The sequence below is a fragment of the Micromonospora parva genome (genome assembly GCF_040649675.1).
In the GTDB taxonomy this organism is placed as follows: domain Bacteria; phylum Actinomycetota; class Actinomycetes; order Mycobacteriales; family Micromonosporaceae; genus Micromonospora; species Micromonospora parva.
The window spans coordinates 1-20,753 of sequence record NZ_JBEZFX010000010.1; the positions used below are offsets into that span (position 1 = coordinate 1).

Here is a 20,753-nt window from a genome sequence, read left to right on the forward strand (position 1 = left end):
GTGCCCGCCGTTCTGGGGGTGGGCCCCGCGCCCCCCCCCCCAACGCCGCCGGTCGTCGTCCGGGCCCGCCGCAGGCTGGCCAGTCCTTATGGAACAGGCCCTAGGAGCGAGGGCCGGTAATGGGTATCCGGCCGGGTGGATGTGATCGCCGGTTGCCGGCTGTCCGTCCGGCAGTGTGTGACGGTGCCGGTGGTCGAGCCGGCCCGGGTCGAACGCCCGGAACTTCTTGCCCACCGCTGCCGTACGCGCACCCCCTCAGGAGCGATCACGAGACACCCGCGGACTGCCGGTTTCTGGAAACCCGCTCCTAGCGGATCGTCACCGACTCCCCGACCGGGATACGCGCGTACTCGGTGCCGCCCTTGAAGTCCAACCAGCCGTCGAAGTACTCCTGGCCGAGTTCGTTGAGCGTGGCGTCGTGGATCGGGAACGCCCGCTCCGGCCGTACCGCCCGCACGAAGTCCAACGCCTCACTGAGCTTGAGCCAGGGTGCGGCAGCCGGCACGAGCAGCGTCGCCACCGGCGACGGCGGGACGAACAGCGAGTCGCCCGGGTGGTAGACAGTGCCGTCGACGACGAACCCGACGTTGGCGCAGCCCGGCAGACCGTCGTAGATCTCGGCGTGCGCCCCACCCACCACGTCGACGGCGAACCCGGCAGCCGTGAACCGCTGTCCCGCGTCGACGGCGACCGCCGCGCCGCCCAGCTCGGGGGCCGACGCGATCGCTGCCGACGGCAGGTACACCCGGAACGCGGAGTTGCGCTGACTCGCCGCCACGAGCTTGTCGATGTCGAGATGGTCGGGATGCTCGTGCGTCACCAGCACCTCGTCGACCCCGTCGAGCGCTTCAGCCTCCGAGAACGTCCCCGGGTCGATCACCAGCACCCGGTCGTCCGCCTCCAGGCGCACACATGCGTGGCCGTATTTGATCAAACGCATACGCCCACTATGGCACCGACGGACGGCGGCGACCTGCTCGGCGTCCGGCGGGGTGGTCCCCAACGGGGGGTGAGCCCCACCGCCTCGATCAATCGATCATGATGCCTGGAATTGTCGTACGTACGTTCTAGTCTCGGGTCATGGTCGAGGAGTTGGCGCAGGCAGACGCCGCGGTCGCCGCGTGTGTCGACGCCGCCGCCTGGGCCCTTTCCGAGCAGGATTTGATCGCCGCGCTCGACGCCGCACACCGCTTGGAGCAACGTCTCGCCGCGGTGAAGCTGGCAGTGATCCGTGAGCTCGACGGCCGCGGCACCGCAACCGCCCACAGGGCATCCTCCACCGTGGTCTGGCTGCGCGAACGGTTACGCCTCACCATCGCGGCCGCTCGCCGCCTCGTCGACCTCGCCGCCGTCCTGGACACCGGCAACCCTGGCGTACGCCACGCGTTGGCCGACGGCCACATCACCGTGGACCAGGCCCGGGTCATCGCCGACACGATCGACACCGCGCACACCGTCGCGGGCCCCGAGGCCGCTGACAAGTCTCTCGGAGTGCTGGTCGAGTGGGCCGGGCAATTCGACCCGACCCTGTTGCGCAAACTCAGCACCCGCATCCTCGACCACGTCGCCCCCGACATCGCCGACGCCGCAGCCGAAGCCGCCCTGGACGCCGAAGCCCGCCGCGCCACCCGCGACCGCCACCTCACCCTCTCCACCCTCGCCGACGGCCGCCTACGACTCACCGCCACCCTCGACACCGAGACCGCCGGGCTGCTCCGTGCCACCATCGACCCCCTCAGCGCACCCTCGGGCCCTGACGACGAGCGCTCTCCCGGGCAACGCCGGCACGACGCCCTCCGCGACGTGTGCCGCCTCGCCCTGCGCACCGGCGAGTTGCCCGAAAACGGCGGCGATCCGGCCCAGATCGTCGTCACCACCAGCTACGACGGCTTGACCGGGCAACTGGGCGGCGGAACCCTCGACACCGGCCTGCGCTTGACCCCTGAGGCCGTGCGCCGCCTCGCCTGCGACGCCGCCATCCTCCCCGCCGTCCTCAACGGCGCCGGCCAAGTCCTCGACCTCGGCCGACAACGTCGTCTCATCACCGGGCCCCTCCGACGCGCCCTGGTGCTGCGGGACCGGGGCTGCGCCTTCCCCGGCTGCGATCGACCACCGCGTTGGTGCGACGCCCACCACATCCACCACTGGGCCAACGGCGGCACCACCAGCCTCGACAACGCCGTCCTGCTCTGCGGCCACCACCACCGCCACATACACCACAGCGACTGGACCGTACGACTCGCCGCCGACGGCCACCCCGAATTCACCCCACCGGCCTGGCTCGACCCCGAACAACTCCCCCGCCGCAACCACTACCACCGACGAACATAAGAGCAGCCAACCGAGAACGATCACCGCCTGCCAGGTCGGCACGCCAGAAGCGAGCGGAAAGACCGAAGCGCCGAGCGACACCCGCCTGTACGCCTGCCGACCGGGTCGAACAGAGCGCTGCCGGTGGTGACTCACGAGGGGCGGAAAGACCGAAGCGCCGAGCGACACCCGCCTGTACGCCTATCGACCGGGCCGAACAAAGAGCTGCCGGTGGTGACTCACGAAGGCTTGCCGTGCCGGTGCGCGACCGGCTCGCGGGCGGACCTCCATGCACCAGTCCTCCGCGAACGCTAACGCGAGGGCGTGGCGGTTGGACGCGGTGCCGGAGGTCATCGACGGCACCGATGCGTACCTGACATGACGGCCACTGTCGGTAATCCAGTTGACCTCAAGCTTGGGTGAGGTCCTAGCCTCCGGTATCGGAGGTAATGCATGAGCATGGAAGTTACCGCGTGGATGTCTCTGCACCACGCGATGAACGCGCAGGATGAGCGACCGCTGTCCCGCGCGACCTTGAAACGGATCGCGGAGTTCGCGCGGCCACACCGCGCTCTGATCATCAGGTTCCTGCTGCTGAGTGTGGTGACGGCGGTTCTCACCGTGGCGGCGCCGGTTCTCGCGGGTCGGGTGGTCGACGCGATCGTCGACGGCGCCGAGAGTGGCGTCGTGATCCGGTTGGCGGTACTGATCGCGGTGATCGCCCTCGCCGAGGCCGGGCTGGGTCTGGTGACGCGGTTCCTCTCCGCCAGCATCGGTGAGGGGTTGATCGTCCAACTGCGGACGGCTGTCTTCGACCACGTTCAGCGCATGCCGGTGGCGTTCTTCACGCGGACCCGTACGGGTGCGCTGGTCAGCCGCTTGAACAACGACGTGATCGGTGCGCAGCGGGCCTTCAGCGACACCCTGTCGAGTGTGGTCGGCAACGCGGTCACGCTGATGCTGACGTTGGGCGTGATGCTCACCTTCTCCTGGCAGATCACGTTGCTGGCGCTGGTCCTGCTGCCCATCTTCGTTCTCCCGGCCCGCCGGATGGGTTCGCGGCTCGCCCGGTTGCAGCGGGAGGCCGCCGAGCACAACGCGGCGATGAGCACCCGGATGACGGAACGCTTCTCCGCACCCGGGGCCACCCTGGTCAAGCTGTACGGGCGGCCGGCCGAGGAGTCCGCGGAGTTCGCGGCGCGAGCACGTCGGGTCCGGGACATCGGCATCCGCGCCGCGATGCTGCAGTGGGTCTTCATCACCGCCCTCACCGTCGTCGGCTCGCTGGCGCTGGCCCTGGTCTACGGGTTGGGCGGTCTGTACGCGTTACGGGGCAGCCTCGACGCCGGAACGGTGGTCGCCCTCGCGCTGCTGCTGTCCCGCCTGTACGCCCCGCTGACCTCGCTGGCCAGTGCCCGCGTCGAGGTGATGAGCGCGCTGGTGAGCTTCGAGCGGGTGTTCGAGGTGCTCGACCTCAAGCCGCTGATCCTCGACAGGCCCCATGCCCAACCCCTCCCGGAAGGGCCGGTCGCTGTCGAGTTCGACGACGTCCGGTTCGGCTACCCCGCAGCGGACAAGGTGTCGCTCGCGTCCCTGGAGGACGTGGCGAAGCTGGACACGCGCGGCGGTGAGGAGGTGCTGCACGGGGTGTCGTTCCGCGCCGAAGCGGGGCAGATGGTGGCGCTCGTCGGCTCCTCCGGGGCGGGCAAGTCGACGATCGCGCAACTCGTGCCCCGCCTGTACGACGTCGAGGACGGTGCGGTGAAGCTCGCCGACGTCGACGTACGCGAACTGTCGGCCGAGTCGATCCGGACGGCACTGGGCGTGGTGACCCAGGACGGGCACCTCTTCCACGAGAGCATCCGCGCCAACCTGGCGTTCGCCCGGCCGGACGCGACCGAGGACGAGATGTGGGAGGTGCTCCGGCGCGCCCGACTCGACGACCTGATCCGCTCCCTTCCCGACGGGCTGGACACCGTTGTCGGCGAGCGCGGATACCGGCTGTCCGGCGGGGAACGGCAACGGCTCACCATCGCGCGACTGCTGCTGGCCCGTCCGCGCGTGGTCATCCTCGACGAAGCCACCGCGCACCTCGACTCCACCTCGGAGGCGGCGGTTCAGGAAGCCCTCGCCGAGGCCCTGACCGGCCGGACCAGCGTGGTCATCGCGCACCGGCTCTCCACCATCCGGGCAGCCGATCAGATCCTCGTCGTGGAAGCCGGGCGCATCGTCGAACGCGGGCGACACAACGATCTGCTCGCGGCTGGTGGCCGCTACCACGAGTTGTACCGCACCCAGTTCGCGGACCAAACGACGGCCCCGGAGGACCCGCCGGCCTCGGAGCACCCCCCGGCCCAGGAAACGCCGGCCCTGGAGCAACCGACGGCCCCGAACCAACCGACGGTCCAGGAGCAGCGCGTCGGGCTCTGACGGCCCTCGCCCACCTGAAACAGCCTCGGCGGACCGCCCGTCAGGGACGGTCCGAAACAGCGGCGGACCGCCCCTCAAGGACGGTCCGAAACAGCCGCGACGGCCGGCCATCCGTCAAGGACAGGCCGGAACGCCTGGGTCACGAGGCACCGGGTGAGTCGGCAGCGCCGCCCGACCCAGAAGGCACTCTGGGTCGGGCGGCGCTGCCGATCAATAGTCGTCTCAGTCGTTGTCGTTGTCGTCGTCGTTGTCGTCGTCAGCCTCGTCGGCGTCGTCGTCGTTGTCGTCGTCGGCGTCGTCGTCGACCGGCTCCTGCTCGGCCTTGATCACCGACCCGTTGTCCCGGTCGACGTCCACCTCGTGCTCGGTGTCGCCCGCGACGATCTCGACGCTCCACACCGGCCGGCCGTTCTCCTGCTCGGCTTCGACCTCGACGATCTGGCCGCCGCCGGCCTTGGCGAGCGCGATCTCACCGGCACGCGTCTCGTCGACCGCGCTGCCCGCCGGCGCGCTACCGGTCGACGGCGTACCGGCCGACGGCGTACCGGCCGACGGCGTACCGGATGGGGTACCGGACGACGGCGTGCCGCTCGACGGCGTACCCGATGGGGCCGACGGCGTGTCGGTGGCCGGCGGCGCGACGGTTGCCGCGGCGAGCGCCGTGCCGCCGGTCCGCGAGTCGTTCGCGGCGGTGACGCCGAGCGCGACCCCGGCCACCGCCAGCACCGCCGACCCGCCGACCGACGCCAGAAGCAGATTGGTGCGCTTCATCGTGGTGTCCACCTTTCCTCGGTTGTCGACTCCGAGGATCGGTCAGGTTGGGATAGCACCGCGCTGTCCGGACGCTAAGGCCGGGTTAAGCCGAGGATCCCGTACCGCCCTCTCGGGACTGCGCGTCGGCTTCGAGCGGTCAGAGCGCCATCCGCATGAAAACGTCGGCGCGGGCGTACGGCGGCAGCGGGATCTGTTCCGGATCGACGTGCTGGAAGCCGACACTTTCGTAGAGGTGCACGGCGTTCGCAAGCTTGGTGTTGCTGCCCAGGAACAGGGTGGCCGCGCCGAGCTGGCGGGCGCGCGCGATCGCCAGCTCGATGAGCTGACGGCCGATGCCCCGGCCGCGGGCCGCCGGGGCCACCGCCATCTTCGACAGTTCGAAGACCTCCGCCGAGCTGCGGATCAGTGCGACACAGCCGACGATCTCCCGGCCGTCCCGGACGATCAGCACGTCACCACCCGGGTCGACGATGGCCGAGAACGGGTCGTCGAGCGTCTTGCGGTCAGACTCCTCAAGGGCGGCGAAGAAGTGGGAGATCCATTCTTCGTTCAACGTCCGGAAGGCCGCGGCCTCCTCGGCGGTCGTCATGGACGTGACGGTCAGCGTGCTCGGATTCATGGTTCGATTCTCTGAGCCCGCTATCCGAACGTCCAATATCTTGTTCCGAACAATCTATATCCTTGGCATATGGATCCTGAACTGCGCCATCTGCGGTACTTCGTCGCGGTCGCCGAGGAGCTGCACTTCGGTCGGGCCGCGGCACGGCTGCGGATGGCCCAACCGCCGCTGTCGCAGCAGATCCGCCAGCTGGAGGCGATGATCGGTACGCCGCTGTTCGCTCGTACCTCCCGGTCGGTGACGCTGACGCCGGCGGGTGAGGCGTACCTGATCCGGTGCCGGCGGGTGCTGGCCGCCGTCGCCGACGATGTGCACGAGGCGGGCCGCATCGGCCGTGGCGAGCAGGGACGCTTCGACATCGGCTTCGTCAGTTCGGCGATCCAGCTCGGACTGGCCGGGCCGATCCGTCGGTTCCGGGAACACCATCCGGCCGTTCACCTGCGTCTGCACGAGGCGTTCACGGCGCAGATCGTCGACCGGCTGTTGACCGGCGAGGTCGATGTCGGCGTGGTCCGGGACGCGGACGACCACGACGACCTGGTCGGCACCACATTCGCCACCGAGACCTTCGTCGCCGTCCTGCCGGCCGACCACCCGCGCGCGAAAGACCCCAGCATCGACGCCGCGCTGCTGCGCGACGATCTGTTCGTCTTCTTCCCCCGGGTGGCCGGCGAGCGGGCCTACCAGCGCAACCTTCGACCGTGCCTGGACGCCGGCTACACACCGCGCGTCGTCCAGGTCGCCAGCAGTTGGAACACTCTGGCGCACCTGGTCGCAGCCGGCCTCGGGGTCACGATCGCGCCGGCGAGCATCTCCGCAGTGGTGCCCCCGCCGGTGGCGGTACTGCCGTTGACCGGCACCGGGGCCACCACGGAGATGCGGATCCTGCGCCGCCGGGATGACGACCGGATCACTTCGACGAGCTTCGGGGCCGTAGGGCAGGTGCCCTGACCTCGACGGCACAAGAGCAGCGTCGACGGCACGGCAGGGGCGGATCCGCCCGTACCCGGCTACCCTCGCCGGTTGAGCTCCGCCTCCAGTCGCTGGACGAGCGTCTTGCGGTCCTTGCTGGCGCGCTCGTTACGCAGCGCGGTCTTCAGCTGTCGCGTGTCGAGGCCCCGGACCAGCTTGGCCGCTTCCGCGACCGACATCTCCGACATCCGGCCGGCCGTCGTGGCGTCCCGACGGGCGCGTTTGGCCGGCCCGGTGTTGGCGACGTACTGCCTGCCGGATCGGGACGCCTCGCGCTTCTTCGTGTCGGTCGCGCGTCGCTGGCTCTCCGACATCTCCTCCCAGGCCTTCTTGGGCAGGTAGCGACTCGTCGTGCCGTCCTTGCGCGCCCGGGTGCCGCCCTCCTTCGTCTGCCATTTCTCGTTGCCCCAGCGCTGGAGCGACTTCTGCCGCTCGTCCTTTTCGCCCAGGAATCCGCCGCCGCGCTTCTTGTACTCCTGAGTGACCAGCTGTGACTTGCGCGCCGACCACTGCCCCGGCCGGCCGCCCTTGTCGGAGGCCTTGACCTCTTCTTTGATCTGCTCCCGGAGCTCGGGTTTCGTGTACCGCGCCATGACTGGCAGCTACCCGGCGTCGCACCGGCTATGCGTCCCGCGGCGACGCCGGAGGCCCGAGCCGGAGCAGCACCTGGGCGCCGCCCGTCGGTCCGGTGCGCACCTCCAGCCGACCGCCGGCGGCCTGCGCGGCACGCCGGGCGATGTCCAGGCCGAGGCCGGTGGACCCGGCGGCGCTCGCGCCCCGCCGGATCGCCCCGGCGGGCATGCCTGGGCCCTCGTCGGCGACGGTGAGCACCACCTCGCCCGCCTCGCGCGCGAGCCGGACGGCGAACGGCGTGCCGTCGGGGGTGTGCGCAAAGACGTTGCCGAGCAGGGCGTCCACGGCCGCCGTCAGGTTGTCGGCGGCCACACCGACGGGAAGCGGGCCGGGGGTCAGGTCGAGGGTGACGGCCCGGCCGGTGTCCTCGGCCAGCACCGACCAGAACGCGACCCGGTCGGCGACGATCGCCGCCGCGTCCGAGGCGGCCGGCTGCGCCGCCGGGTTGTGCCGCCACCGGGCCTGCCGGATCAGCCCGGTCACCGCGCGTTCGAGCCCGTCGGCGGCGGCGGTGATCCGGGCGGCGTCGTCCGGGTCACGCAACGACTCCGCCTCCAGGCGCAACGCCGTCAGCGGCGTCCGCAGCTGGTGCGACAGGTCGGCGACCTGTTCGCGTTCCTGCACCAGGAGTACCTGGATCCGGCTGGCGAGATGGTTGAGCGCGCCGGCCACCTCGCGCAGTTCGGGGGGACCGGCCGGCGTGACCCGGGCGTCCAACTCGGCGTTGGCGAGCCGGTGGGAGACGGCCGAGAGGTCGCTGATCGGCCGGACCAGGGTACGCGCCAGCCGGTCGGCGACCGCCAACCCGATCAGCACGAGGATCACGCCGAGCAGCGCCAGCACCAACCAGGCCCGGGTCACTCCGGCGGTCAGCTCGTGCTGCGGTACCGCGATCCGGATCACCCCGGTGCCGTCCGCCCGCCCCTGCACGGCGATGACCACCTCCCGGCCGGCCGCCGACTCCCCGGTGAGGCTCTGTCCGCGCGCGGCGAGGGCCACCGCCGGGGTACGCGGTGTCTGGGCGCCGAGCACCGTGCCGTCGGGCAGGAAGACGCTCACCGGTCGCCCGGACTCGGCGGCGAGCTGCTCGACGGTGAGCCGGATGGTCGCCGCGTCGGCGGTGCCGACCACCGGCACCAGGCTCTGCGCGTCGGCGGTGGCCCGAACGGTGGCCCGGTCCTCGGCGACGGTGCGGACCAGCAGCGCCAACGGCACCAGGAACGCGATGAGGGTGAGGACGCTGACCGCGGCGACCAGCAGCGCGAGGCGGGCCCTCACGGCTGCGCCGCCGGGGCTTCCAGACGCACCCCGACACCCCGCACGGTGTGCAGGTAGCGAGGCTGCTGGGCGTTCTCCCCCAACTTGCGACGCAACCAGGACAGGTGCACGTCGACGGTCTTGTCGGCGCCGCCGTACGGGATCTGCCAGACCTCGGTGAGCAGTTCGCGTTTGGTGACCACCTGGCCGGGTCGGCCGGCGAGGTGGTGCAACAGGTCGAACTCGCGGGGCGTCAGCTCGACAGCGGTCCCGTCCAGTGTGACCTGGCGGGCGCGGGGGTCGACGCGGAGCCCGCCGACGACCAGCGTCGGGTCCTGCCCGTCGGCGCCGGAGGGGCCCCGGCGCAGCACCGCGCGGGCGCGGGCGTCGAGCTGCGCCGCGGTGAACGGCTTGACCACGTAGTCGTCGGCGCCGGCGTCGAGCACCCGGACGATCTCGGCCTCGTCGTCGCGGGCGGTGGCCACGATGACCGGCACCGAGCTGACCGCGCGCAGCATCCGCAGCAACTCGCGGCCGTCCAGGTCGGGCAGGCCCAGGTCGAGGACGACGAGGTCGGGTCGGTCCTCCAGCGCGTCGCGGAGCCCGGCCATCGCGGTCGAGGCCGCGGCCACCGCGTGGCCGCGTTCGCGCAGGGCCCGGATCAGCGGGGTACGGATCGTCAGGTCGTCCTCGATGAGCAACAGGCGGGCCACAGCTGGCAGGCTAACCGCTGTCAGTGGCAGCGAGGCGCACGTTAACCGTGCCTTAGCGTTCGGATGTGCCAACCACAAGGCCGGATCGGGGATAGTCAGGCAATGGGCCGTCGTTCGATCCTCATCGCCACCGGGTGGGTGGCCACCGCCGCCGTGGCCACAGTGATCGGGTTGGGCGCGATCCGGTTGGTGGGTGAGAGCATCACCGGCACCCCGGGTGGGGTGCGCAGCGCGGCGGAGATCGAACGGGCGCTCGCCTCACCAGAGCCGGCGCCCACCGGCGCGACGGGCAGCGCCTCGGCCGCGCCAGGCACGACAGGCCCCACGCCCAGCGCCAACTCCGGGGCCCGTCGGGGGTTCGCCACCGACGGGGGCACGGCCGTGGCCGAGTGCGGCCCCGGCGGCGTACGCCTCGTCTCCTGGGCGCCCGCTCAGGGTTACCGGGTCCGCGACGTGGACCGGGGCCCGGACGACGACGTCGAGGTCACGTTCCAGGGGGCGGCCCGGGAGTACGAGTTGAAGGTGCGCTGCATCGGCTCGGAACCGGTGGCTGTCGCCGACGACTGACGACCGGCGAGCAGTCATGGTGCGGGCGCGGCGGGCTCACCGGCGTTGCAGGGCGTCCACCAACCGTCGGAGGGTCGCGCGGGCGTCCTCGAGATCACTGAGGCTGAGGCCGGCCCGGTCCACGGCGTCCCGGCGGTCAGCGTCCGAGCGTTCCAGTAGGCCGGTGAGCGTGGCCCGGCCCGCTTCCGTGAGTGTCACGAGTGGCGCTCGGCGGTGATCCGGGTTGTCGTGCAACTCCACCATTGCGGCACGGGCCAGGTCGTCGACCACCCGCTGCACGCTCTGTCGGGCCAGGCCAAGTCTGCGCGCCGCGCTGGCGACGGTGCGGGAGCCGTCGGAGAGCACGCTCATCACGTGCCATCGCGCGGCAGTTTGCCCCTCTGCTCGGGCAAGCTGCTCGCTTGAGCGCCGAGACTCGCCCGCCAGTTCGTACACGTCCGCCATCAGCAGCCGGTACGCGTCGACCCGTTCCCGATCCGTCACGGACGGCATGGTACCAAACATTGACAGCCTACTACCCGAATGACAGCATGCTGTCATGATTCTTCGACTGTGGAGCGGATGGACCGAGCCCGCTCACGCCGACGCCTACGAGCGGTTGCTGACACAGGACATCGCGCCCGCGATCCTCGCCCGGGGCGTGGACGGGCTTCGGGAGCTTCGGGTTCTGCGTCGCTCGCCGCAGGAGCTGGACCCCGCCACGGGCAGCGAGTTCCTCACCGCCATGACATTTACCGACTTCGCTGCGGTGTCAGCCTTCACTGGTGGCGATCCGTCAACGTCCGTCGTCCCGCCAGCCGCCCGCGACCTGCTCGGGCGCTTCGATCGGCGGTCCCGGCACTATCTGAGTCGTGCGGTCTTCCGCGACGGCGCCGGGAGCACCACGCTCGGATGAGCTGCCCGTCGCCTCACTGACCCGTTGGCTGCTCGCGGTCGGCGTCTCGGCCGAGGGCGACCATGCGCAGGGTCTCCTCTCGGCGACGCACGAGCAGCACCCCGGCCAGGAAGGTCACCGGCCCGACCAGCACCAGCATCGCCCACTGCGCCGGCACCAGGGGGATGGCATGTCCCATGTGCATGGTCGAGGTGACCCAACCGGCGAGGGTGCTGTCGATCACCAGGGCGAGGGCCGCCACCGGCAGGAGCATGACGACGATCCGCCGGCGCACCCCCGGGCTGAGCGTGGCCACCGCGACCACCATGGCCAACGCGGCGAGCGCCAGGCCCGCGACGTAGAGCCAGAGCACCAGCTCACTGCTCGACTCGAGGTCGTAGAAGACCTGGTAGGACACCCCGCCGACGACGCTGAACGCGGGACTGGTCACCCGGTTCGTCACCAACAGGGCGACCACCGCGACTGGCGCGAGCAGCAGCGCCAGCAGTCGGCGCACGCCCAGCACCGCGATCGCCCGGCGACGCGGCACCGGGACGGTGAGCGCTGCGGCAGCCACCACGGCGAGGGCGAACTGCGGCAGCGTGTCCACCACGTACGTCGGGTTGTCAGCCGTCTGCGGGGCGACGAGCGCGCCCCAGCCGACCACGCCGGCCCAGGCCAGACCGGCGGCGACCCAGCGCCACCCGATCAGCACCGCCGCGCAGACGCCCGCCCAGCCAGCGACGCGCAGCCAGTCGACGAGATCCGGGCGTGCCGACCCGAACCCGGGCGGCAGGCTCCGGGTGAGGGCGAGCTGGTCGAGCAGCGCCTTTCCGGCGACGGCCAGCAGCACGACCCCGACCAGCAGGCCGGTCACCGTCGCCGCGTCCGCCCAGCTCGGCTCGGTGAACCCCCGTGCGCCCACCCGCAGCCGCGCCCGCAACCCTGCCCCGACCAGATTCCGCACGTCGACGGCGGCGGGTCGCCGCTGGCCCGGCCGCGCACCGGCGAGGAGCACGGCCAGCATCTCGTCCTCGTACACCCGGCGGTGTTCCCATGGGTAGACGGCCAGCAGCCGCCGGTAGCGGCGCTCCAGATCGTCGCCGCTCACGCCGCACCCCCGTCGGCGAGCAGGCCACCACGGCGCAGCCGCACCCGGGCGGCGTCCGCGTTGTGTCGCAGCCGGGCCGCCTCTTCGGTGAGCCGCCGCGCGCCCAGCGCGGTGAGGCGGTAGTAGCGGCGCAGTCGTGACTGGACCACCTCTTCGCGCTCGACCTCGATGAGACCGTCGGCGCGGAGCCGGTCGAGGACGGCGTAGAGGGTGCCGGCGCGCAGCCGCACCCGGCCGTCGGAGATGCGCAGCACATCCTCGATGACGGCGTACCCGTGCAGGGGCGCCTCCGCCAGCGCGGTGAGCACCAGGAACGTCGGTTCCCGAAGTGGAGCCTCAGCCATGCCAGGGAGCATATACAGGTTGCCGGTATATACGGAAGCACGCGGCCGGCACGGATCACCGTGCCGGCCACGTCACCGATGGTGGTTCAGCTGGTGTACGCCTCCACCTCCCAGAGCGAGTGGCCGTATCCGGTGCCCCGGGCGGTGCCGTAGATCCGCAGGTAGCGGCCGTTGGCACCGAGACCCGCGTGCTCGTCCACCCCGCCGTCGGCCCCGGTCACCGTCTTCACAGTGGTCCAGGTGGTGCCGTCGTTCGAGGTCTGGATCTGGTACGCGCTGCTGTACGCCGCCTCCCAGCTCAGCTTGACCCGGCCGATCGCGGTGGCGCTGCCGAGGTCCACCCGGATCCACTGCGGGTCGGAGAACGTGCTCGACCAGCGGGTGCTGAGGCTGCCGTCGACGGCCTGGGCGCCGGAGACGTCGGCCCCCTCGTTGCTGGACGTCGTCGTCGGCTTGTTGCGCAGCAGGTTGCCCCCGGTCGGGCTGCCGGTGCCGCCGTACACCTCGAACTCGAACAGCGAGTAGCCCCAGGCGGTGCCTCTCGTGGTGCCGAGAAGCCGGATGTACCGGCCGGACCCGCTGAGCCCGGTCAGGTCGTCCACCCCGCCGTCGCCACCGGTCACCGTACGGATCGTGGTGAAGGTGACACCGTCCGGCGAGGTCTGGATCTGGTATCCGCTGCCGTACGCCGCCTCCCAGGTCAGCTTGACCCGGTTGATGGCGTACGTGGCACCGAGGTCCACGTCGATCCACTGCGGGTCGCCGAAGGCGCTGCCCCACCGGGTGCCGGCCACGCCGTCGAACGCGTTGCCCGCGACGAACGCGCCCTCGAAGCTGGACGCTCGCGCCGGCTTGCCCCGGGCCAGGTTGGTGCCCGGCTCAGGGTCCGGATCCGGGTCGGGGTCCGGGTCCGGCCCGGGACCGCCGGGGCTGGTGGACAGGGTGAACTCGTCGATGTCGAAGTACGGGCCGGTGCCCTTGAAGACCAGGAACAGGGTCCGGGTGCCGGTCACGGCAGTGATCCCACCGGTGACAGTGGCGAAGGTGGCGTACCCGCCGGTGGGTGTGACGGTGGCCGAACCGACCAGCGGGCCGGTGGGCGAGTCGACCCGCAACTCCAACGTGCCGCCACCGCCGGCCGGTGCGCCGACCCGGGCGCTGAACGACTGGACGCCGGTCAGGTTGTACGGGCGGAACGAGATCCAGTCGTTGTTGTCGACGTAGCCGACCGCCGCCCCGCCGTGCCCGGCCGCCCCGGCGACGATCTGGACGCCGGACGAGTCACCGAAGTGTTCCGCCTGGCGGACCCGGGGTTGCAGCACCGCCTGGGTGTGCGTGGTCAGCGCCGGCTGGCCGCCCCCGCCCAGGTCGGTGTATTCGGCGTCGATGATGCCGAAGATGTTCGCCGCCGTGTCGTGCTCGCCGTCGGCCGAGGTCTGGATGACCCCGGTGCAGCCCTGCACACTGCCCAGTTGGTGGCCGTGCGAGTCGTGGCCGAGCACGTAGTTCACCTTCACCCGGGCGCAGTTGACCGCGCCGTCCTGGGCGTCGGTGACGGTGACGGAGAACGGCACCGCGTCGCCGAAGGTGAAGGTCTGCCCGTTCAACGGGGTGTTCACGGTGACCACCGGGGCGCTGTTGCCGACCGTGACGACCACGCTCGCGGTGGCCGTCTTGCCGGTGGTGTCCCGGACCGTCAGCGTCGGGCTGCGGGTCCCGTTGGTGGTGTACGTGAAGCTCGGGTTCGCGGCGGTCGAGTCGGTGGTGCCGTTGTTGTCGAAGTCCCAGGCGTAGGTGAACGGGTCGCCGTCCGGGTCGAGGGTGCCGGCCGAGGAGAACGCCACCGTCAGCGGCGCGGTGCCGCTGGTCGGGGTCGCGGACACCTTCGCGACGGGCGCTCTGCCCTCACGGGCGTACTCGATGCGGTAGAGCGCCGAGTTGGCGTCGCCGTTGAACCAGCCGGTGCCGTAGTCGAGCACGTAGAGCGCGCCGTCCGGGCCGAACTCCATGTCCATGACCTGCGTGCCGGTCCACGGGAACGGATTGATCTTCAGCGGTTGGCCGGACGCGTCGAGCTTGATGTTCTTGATCCAGCGCCGGCCGAACTCACCGGCGAAGTAGGTCCCGTCGTAGTACTGCGGGAACGCCACGGGCGAGGTGTTGTTCGGGTCGTACCGGTAGACCGGCCCGCCCATCGGCGACAGGCCACCGCCGGTGAACTCCGGCGGCGACCCGGAGCCGCCGTACGGCAGCCAGGCCGGGATGGCCGGCGGCAGCTGGGTGATGCCGGTGTTGTTGGGTGAGTTGTTCACCGGCCCGCCGGCGCAGTCGAACTTCGGCCCGGACGGCCCGGACGGGAAGGTGTAGTCGTTGTAGGCGTCGTTGCGGGCGGTGCAGTACGGCCAGCCGTAGAAGCCGGGTCGGTCGATGCGGGCGAACTCGACGTTGCCGGCCGGTCCCCGGTTGGGGTCGGCGGTGCCCGCGTCGGGGCCGTAGTCACCGAGGTAGACGATCCCGGTGGCCTTGTCCACGCTCATCCGGAACGGGTTGCGGAAGCCCATCGCGTAGATCTCCGGGCGGGTCCGCGCGGTGCCCGGGGCGAACATGTTGCCGGCCGGGATGGTGTACCCGCCGGCCGCGCTCGGCTTGATCCGGAGGACCTTGCCACGCAGGTCGTTGCTGTTGGCCGAGGTGCGCTGCGCGTCGAAGGCCGGGTTGCGCCCAGCCCGCTCGTCGATCGGGGTGAAGCCGGCCGAGTCGAACGGGTTGGTGTCGTCTCCAGTGGACAGGTAGAGGTTGCCGGCCGCGTCGAAGTCCATGTCACCGCCGACGTGGCAGCACATCCCCCGGCTGGTCGGCACGTTGAGGATCAGCGTCTCGCTGGCCAGGTTGATGGTGTTGTCGGCGTTCACGGTGAACCGGGCCAACCGGTTGACGCCGTCCCAGGCGGCGAACTGGGCCGGGGTGCCCTCGGCGGGCGCGCCGCCGCCGGGGGTGCTCAGTGGTGGCGCGAAGTAGGCGTACACCCAGCGGTTGGTGGCGAAGTTGGGGTCGGCCTTGATGCCCTGCAGGCCCTCCTCGTCCCCGGTGTAGACCGGCAGGGTGGCGGCGATCTTGGTGTTGCCGGCGGCGTCGGTGTGCCGGATCACGCCGTTGCGGCTGGTGTGCAGCACGCCCCGGTCCGGTAGGACGGTGAGACTCATCGGCTCACCGGTCTCGGCCGCCCCCTTGGCCAGCTCCACCTGCTGGAAGCTGCTGGTGACGGTGGGGCCGCAGTCGGCGTCGACAGCGCCGGCGGCGGTCCGGATGCCGCCGAGCAGGTGCTGACGGAAGGCCGCCTCGGTGTACGACGCGTCGGTGTGCCCCAGGCCGGTGTACCAGGCCCGACCGCCGGAGTAGTTCTGGCACCAGGAGATCGGGTGGTCGGCGCCCATGCTCCCGCCCGAGTAGGTGCTCTCGTCCAGGGTGGCCAGCACGTGCGCGTTGCCCCGGGGGTTGGTGCGGTAGTTGTACAGCTCGTCGAACCGGCTCCACCGCTGCGGCAGCGTGGCGGTCGACGGGTGCACCTGGTCGGCGACCTTGACGGTGACGGTCTGCTCGGCCGGGTGCGAGGCGAAGTACGCCCCGACCAGCCCCCCGTACCACTGCCAGTCGTACTCGGTGTCGGCGGCGGAGTGCACGCCCACGTACCCGCCGCCGCCGGTGATGTATCGCTCGAACGCGGCCTGCTGGGCGGCGTTGAGCACGTCGCCGGTGGTGGAGAGCCAGATCACCGCGGCGAACCGGTCCAGGTTGGCGTCGGTGAACTGACCGGCGTCCTCGGTGGCCTCGACGGTGAAGCCGTTGGCGGCGCCGAGTTGCTGGAGCGCCGCGATGCCGGGGGTGATGGATCCGTGCCGGAAGCCGGCGGTCTTGCTGAAGACCAGCACGGTGAAGGGCGCGGCGCTGGCCGTGGGTGGCGCGGCGACGATGCCGCCCGCCACGAGGATCGCGCTCAGCGCGAGGCCGAGCCACGATCTCAGGGATCTGCGCACAGTGGGGTCCTTTCGCGGTGCGGGGACGGCGTGCGCCGATCACGCCTGGCGGTGGTGGGACGAGACATGCGAATGCATCGTTGCGTTCGGATCAGTGGCGCGTCAAGCACTTCAGCAGCATCCGTGAGAGCGTTATCTCCGCAGGTCAGCCGCGACCGTACGGAGTGAGATCGAATAACGGTTTTCCGGCCGCGAACCGCGCCCCGGCTCGTCGGCGACGGTCGCGATGGAGGCCGCAACAGCGCTGTGGTCACGCGGTTTAGGCAAGGCTGGCCTATCCAGAACATCCCGAAAAGGGACAGCTGACAGGGAGTTGTCACGTCGAGGCCGGGTATGGGGGTGACCACCGACGAAAGGGACACCGCCATGACCGACATGCTGGAGATGCCGCGGGTACACGAGTGCACGGTCACCGACTGCGGTTACAACCACGACGGCTGCCACGCGTTCGCCATCACCATCGGGCAGCAGAACGCCAGTTGCGCCACCTTCATCGACACCTCGGCCAAGGGCGGGCTGGACCGCATCATCGCCCAGGTCGGCGCCTGCAAGCGGGCCGACTGCCAGCACAACGCCGAGCTGGAGTGCCACGCACCGTCCATCCGGGTGGGCCCGGGCCAGGACATCGCGGACTGTCAGACGTACCAACCGCGCTGAGACGACCACCACCGCGGGCGGGGGCGGCCGGCGAGACTCAGCGGCCGCCCGCCACCAGCTCGGCGATCATCCCCTCGCAACTGCGGACGACGACCTGAGCCCCGCGCCGCTGCGCCAGCGGGAGCAGCGGATCCTCCGCGCGGTCCCGCCACCGCCACTGTGCCTCCGAAGCGGCCTCCCAGAGCCGGCGCACATCGGCCTCATGCTCGACACCGAGCCGGGCCGCGAGGCCCACCCCGTCCCCGCCGACCAGCCGCTGCGCCTCGGCGGCCAGTTCCGCGTCGAACCCCAGCCGGGTGTTGCGCAACGCCACCAGCAGGCGCAGCTCCCGGAACTCGTGCGCACCGGCGAGGATCTGCTCCACCGCGCCGACCAGCTCGGCGGATCCCCGGGTGGGCTCGGACCGCAGCAGCGCCTCCACCGCGGCCAGCGCGGACCGGGCCTTCAGCGCGTCGCGGCGATCGATGAAACACCGGGTCACCGACTCGCGCAGCTCGGTCAGACCACTACGCCGAATCAGTTCGGCGGACAGCTTGACCCGGCTGTCGAACCCGCTGCGCACCAACGTGGCCGCCAGCCGGACCCCGAAGACCCCGAACCGGCCCAGCAGCGCGGCGCGCACCTCGGTGTCCAGCCGTACCGGCAGCTCGCCGTGGAGGAAGCGGTCGGCGGAGATGAGGTGGACGTCCAACTCCGCCCGGGGCACCTGGGCCACTGTCGCGAGCGCGGCGAAGTCCGACTCACCGAGCATCCGGCCCGCCAGGCCGATCATCGCGCTGCACGCCACGACGTTGACGCTGAGCGCGTTGACCCTCGGGTCACGGTGGTGCCGCCGGGCCAGCTGCCGGGCCGTGAGCAGGCCGTCGATGCGGCCCCCGCCGGTCTCGTCGGCCCGGGACAACACCATGATCACGTTGACCGGGGCGGACTGACCGACAGCACTGTCGCGTGCGGACTCCAGCACCCGCAGATCGCTGTCGCGACAGTCGCGGGTCAGGTACAACACCGCGTCCGAATCGCGCAGCACCCGCTCCAACACCGGCGACCGGTCCTGCTCGGCGCCGCTGCTGACCGCCGGGGTGTCGATCAGCGTGATCTGTCGCAGCGCCCGCGTCGGCCACCGCACCACGATGTCCCGGACCTCGCCCGTACCCCAGCCCAGATCCACCCGCAGCCCGGTCGCCGACTTCACCACCGCCAACTCCTGCGGTGGTTGCCCGACCGGGTACGCGATCGCCCGCGGCGCTTCGCCGTCCTCGTACCAGGTGAAGGCGCCGTCCGCCCGCTCGACCGGCGCGACCTCCTCGCCCATCAACGCGTTCAGCACCGTCGACTTGCCCGATCGCCACGGGCCGACGACGGCGATCCGCAGCGGTTGCTCCAACCGGGCCACCTGATGCCGAAGCTCCGCCACGGCCCGGGGATTGTCCTGGTACAGCTCGATGGCCTGGTGCAGCAACCCCCACGCCGCCTCGTCCAGGCGCACCCCCACCGTCATGCCTGCGGCTCCAGCAGCAGCGGGGCCGAGCGGGCGCCGGTCAACTGCTGGGCCTGCTCGTAGAGCGCGGCCAACCGGGTCATCTTCAGCCGGATCTCGCGTTGCCGCTGCTCGCGCACTGAGGCATCGGTGTCGGCCTCCTGCTTCGCGCTGCGGAACGACTGCACGATGGCCTCCTGGAGTTCCTCGGTCAGCCCCGTGAAGTGATCCCGCAACATCCGCTGCACCTGCCGCGCGGCGTCACGGCAGTCCCGGACGATCCGGACGAAGAAGTCGTCGACATGCCGCTGGATGGCCGTCTTGACGGTGGCCTGCCGCCGACGCAGCAACTGCTTGCTCTCGTCGCGGATGCTCTTGCCACCGAAGAGCGCCCCGATGCCGACCGAGACCGGGTTGATCATCGGCATCCCGGCCAGGGTGGTCGCCAGCCCGAACATCAGCATGCCGCCGTACGAGCCCTTCATGCCGGTGAACAGCTTCTGGCCGGTGGTGAACCGGTCGATCATCGGCCGTTGCAGCTCGGGCAGTCGCTCGCCCATGTCCTCCGGCATCGTCATCGACCAGGGCGGCAGCACGTCGTAGCCGTACCTGTCGAAGTTGGCGGCCACCCGCCGGGCGATCCAGTCGCAGCGCTGGATCAGCCACTCGTGGTTCGTCTCCGCCGCCTCCACCAGACTTCGCTCCAGCCACTCCTGGAACGTGTCCCAGGCGACCAACGGGTCCGCGGTGTCGAACGCCTCGTCCACCGCGCGCAGGATCTGACGGGTCCGGTCGCGCAGGTCGTACTCGAGGTCGGCGAGCAGGTCGGTGATCTCGTCGGTCAGTGTGTTCTGCCACCGGGTGGAGCACCGGCGCAGTTCGTCGACCTCGCGCTGCGCCGCGTGCAGCCGGGCGATCGGCCCGGACTGCTCCTCTTCCTCCTGGGTCGCCAACTCGGCGCGCAGCGGCGCGGCCAACTGTTCCACCACCGTGCGGGCCACCGTCTGCACCGCCGCTCGGGCCAGGTGGTCGGCCTTGCCGGCCCGGTCGCGTTGCAGGCGGGCGATCAGCGCCGGGAAACCGGACTCGGCGTTGAGCGCGTGGTCCTCGGCCGCGGCGGCGCGCAGTCGCAGCGCCGCGGACACCGGGATCAGCGTTGCCGGCACCCCCGCCTCGGCCAGGTGCTGCCGGTTGCGCTCAGCGACCGTACGCCAGTCCGCCACCAGGTCGGTCTTGCTCTGCACCACCACCACGTTCGGATGGGACCGCATGATGTGCAGCAGCATGTTCAGCTCGGCGACTGACAATTCCCGGGTCGAGTCGGACACCAGCAGCACGGTGTCCGCGCGGTTGAACGCGGCGACCGGGGCGGCGGCGCCGAGACCGGCGACCTCGTCGGTGCCGGGAGTGTCCACCAGCACCACCCCGGCCCCGAGCAGGGCTCGCGGCAGCCCGATCTCGACGTACGCCGGGCCGCCGCCGGGCCGACGCCCAACCAGGCCGGCCACGCTCGCCGCGACCTGGTTGAGCGCCACCGGGGTCCGCTCGATGGTGACCGTGGCGGCGCCGGTGGCCTGGCCCGGGGTCGGTGGCGGCGCCTGGGCCACCGCCGCGGCGGGGGCCTCGGCGTGCCGCACCACTGTCGGCAGGACGGTGGTCCGGCCGTCGCCGACCGGGCAGGCCGGAGCGTTGATGATCGCGTTGATCAGCTGACTCTTACCCTGGTTCGGCTCGCCGATGACCAGGACACGCAGTGTCGGATCCAGCAGTTGCGCACGCTTCTGCCGCACCGTCTGGAGCAGGTCACCGCGACCGTGTGCAGTGCACGTGCGGGCGATCTCGTCCAGCACGTCCAACCAGATCCCGGCCATCACCGCACCAAGTGTGCGGATTTCGGCTCAATTATCAAGAGGGACCGGATGTGGAACCGGAAGGGGCCGGATCGCCCGAGACGATCCGGCCCCTCGCTCCGCCCGGAGAT

Annotated in this window: 18 protein-coding genes; 6 read left to right on the forward strand and 12 right to left on the reverse strand. The window is 71.1% G+C overall.

Annotated features, from left to right (window positions below; genetic code table 11):
* Nucleotides 1-307: 307 nt before the first annotated feature.
* Nucleotides 308-940, reverse strand: coding sequence for an MBL fold metallo-hydrolase (locus AB0C03_RS24120; protein ID WP_030337937.1), 633 nt, complete (start codon nucleotides 938-940; stop codon nucleotides 308-310).
* 140 nt (nucleotides 941-1,080) lie between these two features.
* On the opposite strand from AB0C03_RS24120, the gene AB0C03_RS24125 reads away from it, so the two are divergent.
* Together AB0C03_RS24125 and AB0C03_RS24130 are read left to right on the forward strand one after the other, a co-directional pair.
* Nucleotides 1,081-2,331: an HNH endonuclease signature motif containing protein gene (locus AB0C03_RS24125; protein ID WP_357638940.1), complete on the forward strand. Its 1,251-nt coding sequence runs from the start codon at nucleotides 1,081-1,083 to the stop codon at nucleotides 2,329-2,331.
* Nucleotides 2,332-2,763: 432 nt separating this feature from the next.
* The gene (locus tag AB0C03_RS24130; protein WP_435823381.1) at nucleotides 2,764-4,740 is read left to right on the forward strand and encodes an ABC transporter ATP-binding protein; all 1,977 of its coding nucleotides are present in this window, start codon (nucleotides 2,764-2,766) and stop codon (nucleotides 4,738-4,740) included.
* 222 nt (nucleotides 4,741-4,962) lie between these two features.
* Here the strand turns inward: AB0C03_RS24130 and AB0C03_RS24135 are convergent, their stop codons facing one another.
* Together AB0C03_RS24135 and AB0C03_RS24140 are read right to left on the reverse strand one after the other, a co-directional pair.
* Nucleotides 4,963-5,511 (reverse strand): PepSY domain-containing protein, encoded by a 549-nt coding sequence (locus tag AB0C03_RS24135; protein ID WP_357638941.1) that lies wholly within the window; start codon nucleotides 5,509-5,511, stop codon nucleotides 4,963-4,965.
* Nucleotides 5,512-5,650: 139 nt separating this feature from the next.
* Nucleotides 5,651-6,133, reverse strand: coding sequence for a GNAT family N-acetyltransferase (locus AB0C03_RS24140; protein WP_210859312.1), 483 nt, complete (start codon nucleotides 6,131-6,133; stop codon nucleotides 5,651-5,653).
* Between the two features lie 69 nt (nucleotides 6,134-6,202).
* On the opposite strand from AB0C03_RS24140, the gene AB0C03_RS24145 reads away from it, so the two are divergent.
* A complete protein-coding gene (locus AB0C03_RS24145) occupies nucleotides 6,203-7,084 on the forward strand; it encodes a LysR substrate-binding domain-containing protein (RefSeq protein ID WP_357638943.1) in 882 nt (293 codons plus the stop codon).
* Nucleotides 7,085-7,143: 59 nt separating this feature from the next.
* Here AB0C03_RS24145 and AB0C03_RS24150 read toward each other — a convergent pair whose 3' ends face one another.
* From AB0C03_RS24150 to AB0C03_RS24160, 3 genes are read right to left on the reverse strand one after another with little or no spacing between them, the layout of a single operon-like run.
* Nucleotides 7,144-7,698 (reverse strand): DUF5872 domain-containing protein, encoded by a 555-nt coding sequence (locus AB0C03_RS24150; protein ID WP_357638945.1) that lies wholly within the window; start codon nucleotides 7,696-7,698, stop codon nucleotides 7,144-7,146.
* Between the two features lie 28 nt (nucleotides 7,699-7,726).
* Nucleotides 7,727-9,016, reverse strand: coding sequence for a sensor histidine kinase (locus AB0C03_RS24155; protein ID WP_210864432.1), 1,290 nt, complete (start codon nucleotides 9,014-9,016; stop codon nucleotides 7,727-7,729).
* A complete protein-coding gene (locus tag AB0C03_RS24160; protein WP_030330438.1) occupies nucleotides 9,013-9,708 on the reverse strand; it encodes a response regulator transcription factor in 696 nt (231 codons plus the stop codon). The genes AB0C03_RS24155 and AB0C03_RS24160 overlap by 4 nt, the downstream gene beginning before the upstream one ends.
* A gap of 102 nt (nucleotides 9,709-9,810) precedes the next feature.
* On the opposite strand from AB0C03_RS24160, the gene AB0C03_RS24165 reads away from it, so the two are divergent.
* The gene (locus AB0C03_RS24165; RefSeq protein WP_210864433.1) at nucleotides 9,811-10,275 is read left to right on the forward strand and encodes a septum formation initiator; all 465 of its coding nucleotides are present in this window, start codon (nucleotides 9,811-9,813) and stop codon (nucleotides 10,273-10,275) included.
* 36 nt (nucleotides 10,276-10,311) lie between these two features.
* Here the strand turns inward: AB0C03_RS24165 and AB0C03_RS24170 are convergent, their stop codons facing one another.
* Nucleotides 10,312-10,758, reverse strand: a complete 447-nt coding sequence (locus AB0C03_RS24170) for a MarR family winged helix-turn-helix transcriptional regulator (protein WP_209444520.1) — start codon at nucleotides 10,756-10,758, stop codon at nucleotides 10,312-10,314.
* Nucleotides 10,759-10,813: 55 nt separating this feature from the next.
* Between AB0C03_RS24170 and AB0C03_RS24175 the strand changes: the two genes are divergently transcribed.
* Nucleotides 10,814-11,170, forward strand: a complete 357-nt coding sequence (locus tag AB0C03_RS24175; protein WP_210859304.1) for a hypothetical protein — start codon at nucleotides 10,814-10,816, stop codon at nucleotides 11,168-11,170.
* Between the two features lie 13 nt (nucleotides 11,171-11,183).
* Here AB0C03_RS24175 and AB0C03_RS24180 read toward each other — a convergent pair whose 3' ends face one another.
* The 3 genes from AB0C03_RS24180 to AB0C03_RS24190 all read right to left on the reverse strand — a co-directional run bounded on the left by AB0C03_RS24180 (nucleotide 11,184) and on the right by AB0C03_RS24190 (nucleotide 16,638).
* Nucleotides 11,184-12,260, reverse strand: a complete 1,077-nt coding sequence (locus AB0C03_RS24180; RefSeq protein ID WP_210864434.1) for a hypothetical protein — start codon at nucleotides 12,258-12,260, stop codon at nucleotides 11,184-11,186.
* Nucleotides 12,257-12,604: a PadR family transcriptional regulator gene (locus AB0C03_RS24185; protein WP_210864435.1), complete on the reverse strand. Its 348-nt coding sequence runs from the start codon at nucleotides 12,602-12,604 to the stop codon at nucleotides 12,257-12,259. The genes AB0C03_RS24180 and AB0C03_RS24185 overlap by 4 nt, the downstream gene beginning before the upstream one ends.
* Nucleotides 12,605-12,690: 86 nt before the next feature.
* Nucleotides 12,691-16,638: a ThuA domain-containing protein gene (locus tag AB0C03_RS24190; protein ID WP_357638949.1), complete on the reverse strand. Its 3,948-nt coding sequence runs from the start codon at nucleotides 16,636-16,638 to the stop codon at nucleotides 12,691-12,693.
* Nucleotides 16,639-17,004: 366 nt separating this feature from the next.
* Between AB0C03_RS24190 and AB0C03_RS24195 the strand changes: the two genes are divergently transcribed.
* Nucleotides 17,005-17,295: a DUF1540 domain-containing protein gene (locus tag AB0C03_RS24195; protein WP_357638951.1), complete on the forward strand. Its 291-nt coding sequence runs from the start codon at nucleotides 17,005-17,007 to the stop codon at nucleotides 17,293-17,295.
* 37 nt (nucleotides 17,296-17,332) lie between these two features.
* Here AB0C03_RS24195 and AB0C03_RS24200 read toward each other — a convergent pair whose 3' ends face one another.
* Both AB0C03_RS24200 and AB0C03_RS24205 read right to left on the reverse strand, forming a co-directional pair.
* A complete protein-coding gene (locus tag AB0C03_RS24200) occupies nucleotides 17,333-18,793 on the reverse strand; it encodes a hypothetical protein (protein ID WP_357638953.1) in 1,461 nt (486 codons plus the stop codon).
* Entirely contained in the window at nucleotides 18,790-20,643 is a 1,854-nt protein-coding gene (locus tag AB0C03_RS24205) for a dynamin family protein (protein WP_030330447.1), read from the reverse strand. The genes AB0C03_RS24200 and AB0C03_RS24205 overlap by 4 nt, the downstream gene beginning before the upstream one ends.
* Nucleotides 20,644-20,753: the final 110 nt, after the last annotated feature.

Excerpts from the sequence above, each read along its gene's own strand:
- AB0C03_RS24175 (WP_210859304.1), top strand. The coding sequence starts at position 10,814 with ATGATTCTTCGACTGTGGAGCGGATGGACCGAGCCCGCTCACGCCGAC.
- AB0C03_RS24200 (WP_357638953.1), bottom strand. The coding sequence starts at position 18,793 with ATGACGGTGGGGGTGCGCCTGGACGAGGCGGCGTGGGGGTTGCTGCAC.
- AB0C03_RS24125 (WP_357638940.1), top strand. The coding sequence starts at position 1,081 with ATGGTCGAGGAGTTGGCGCAGGCAGACGCCGCGGTCGCCGCGTGTGTC.
- AB0C03_RS24130 (WP_435823381.1), top strand. The coding sequence starts at position 2,764 with ATGAGCATGGAAGTTACCGCGTGGATGTCTCTGCACCACGCGATGAAC.
- AB0C03_RS24185 (WP_210864435.1), bottom strand. The coding sequence starts at position 12,604 with ATGGCTGAGGCTCCACTTCGGGAACCGACGTTCCTGGTGCTCACCGCG.
- AB0C03_RS24135 (WP_357638941.1), bottom strand. The coding sequence starts at position 5,511 with ATGAAGCGCACCAATCTGCTTCTGGCGTCGGTCGGCGGGTCGGCGGTG.
- AB0C03_RS24195 (WP_357638951.1), top strand. The coding sequence starts at position 17,005 with ATGACCGACATGCTGGAGATGCCGCGGGTACACGAGTGCACGGTCACC.
- AB0C03_RS24120 (WP_030337937.1), bottom strand. The coding sequence starts at position 940 with ATGCGTTTGATCAAATACGGCCACGCATGTGTGCGCCTGGAGGCGGAC.
- AB0C03_RS24140 (WP_210859312.1), bottom strand. The coding sequence starts at position 6,133 with ATGAATCCGAGCACGCTGACCGTCACGTCCATGACGACCGCCGAGGAG.
- AB0C03_RS24150 (WP_357638945.1), bottom strand. The coding sequence starts at position 7,698 with ATGGCGCGGTACACGAAACCCGAGCTCCGGGAGCAGATCAAAGAAGAG.
- AB0C03_RS24145 (WP_357638943.1), top strand. The coding sequence starts at position 6,203 with ATGGATCCTGAACTGCGCCATCTGCGGTACTTCGTCGCGGTCGCCGAG.
- AB0C03_RS24165 (WP_210864433.1), top strand. The coding sequence starts at position 9,811 with ATGGGCCGTCGTTCGATCCTCATCGCCACCGGGTGGGTGGCCACCGCC.
- AB0C03_RS24205 (WP_030330447.1), bottom strand. The coding sequence starts at position 20,643 with ATGGCCGGGATCTGGTTGGACGTGCTGGACGAGATCGCCCGCACGTGC.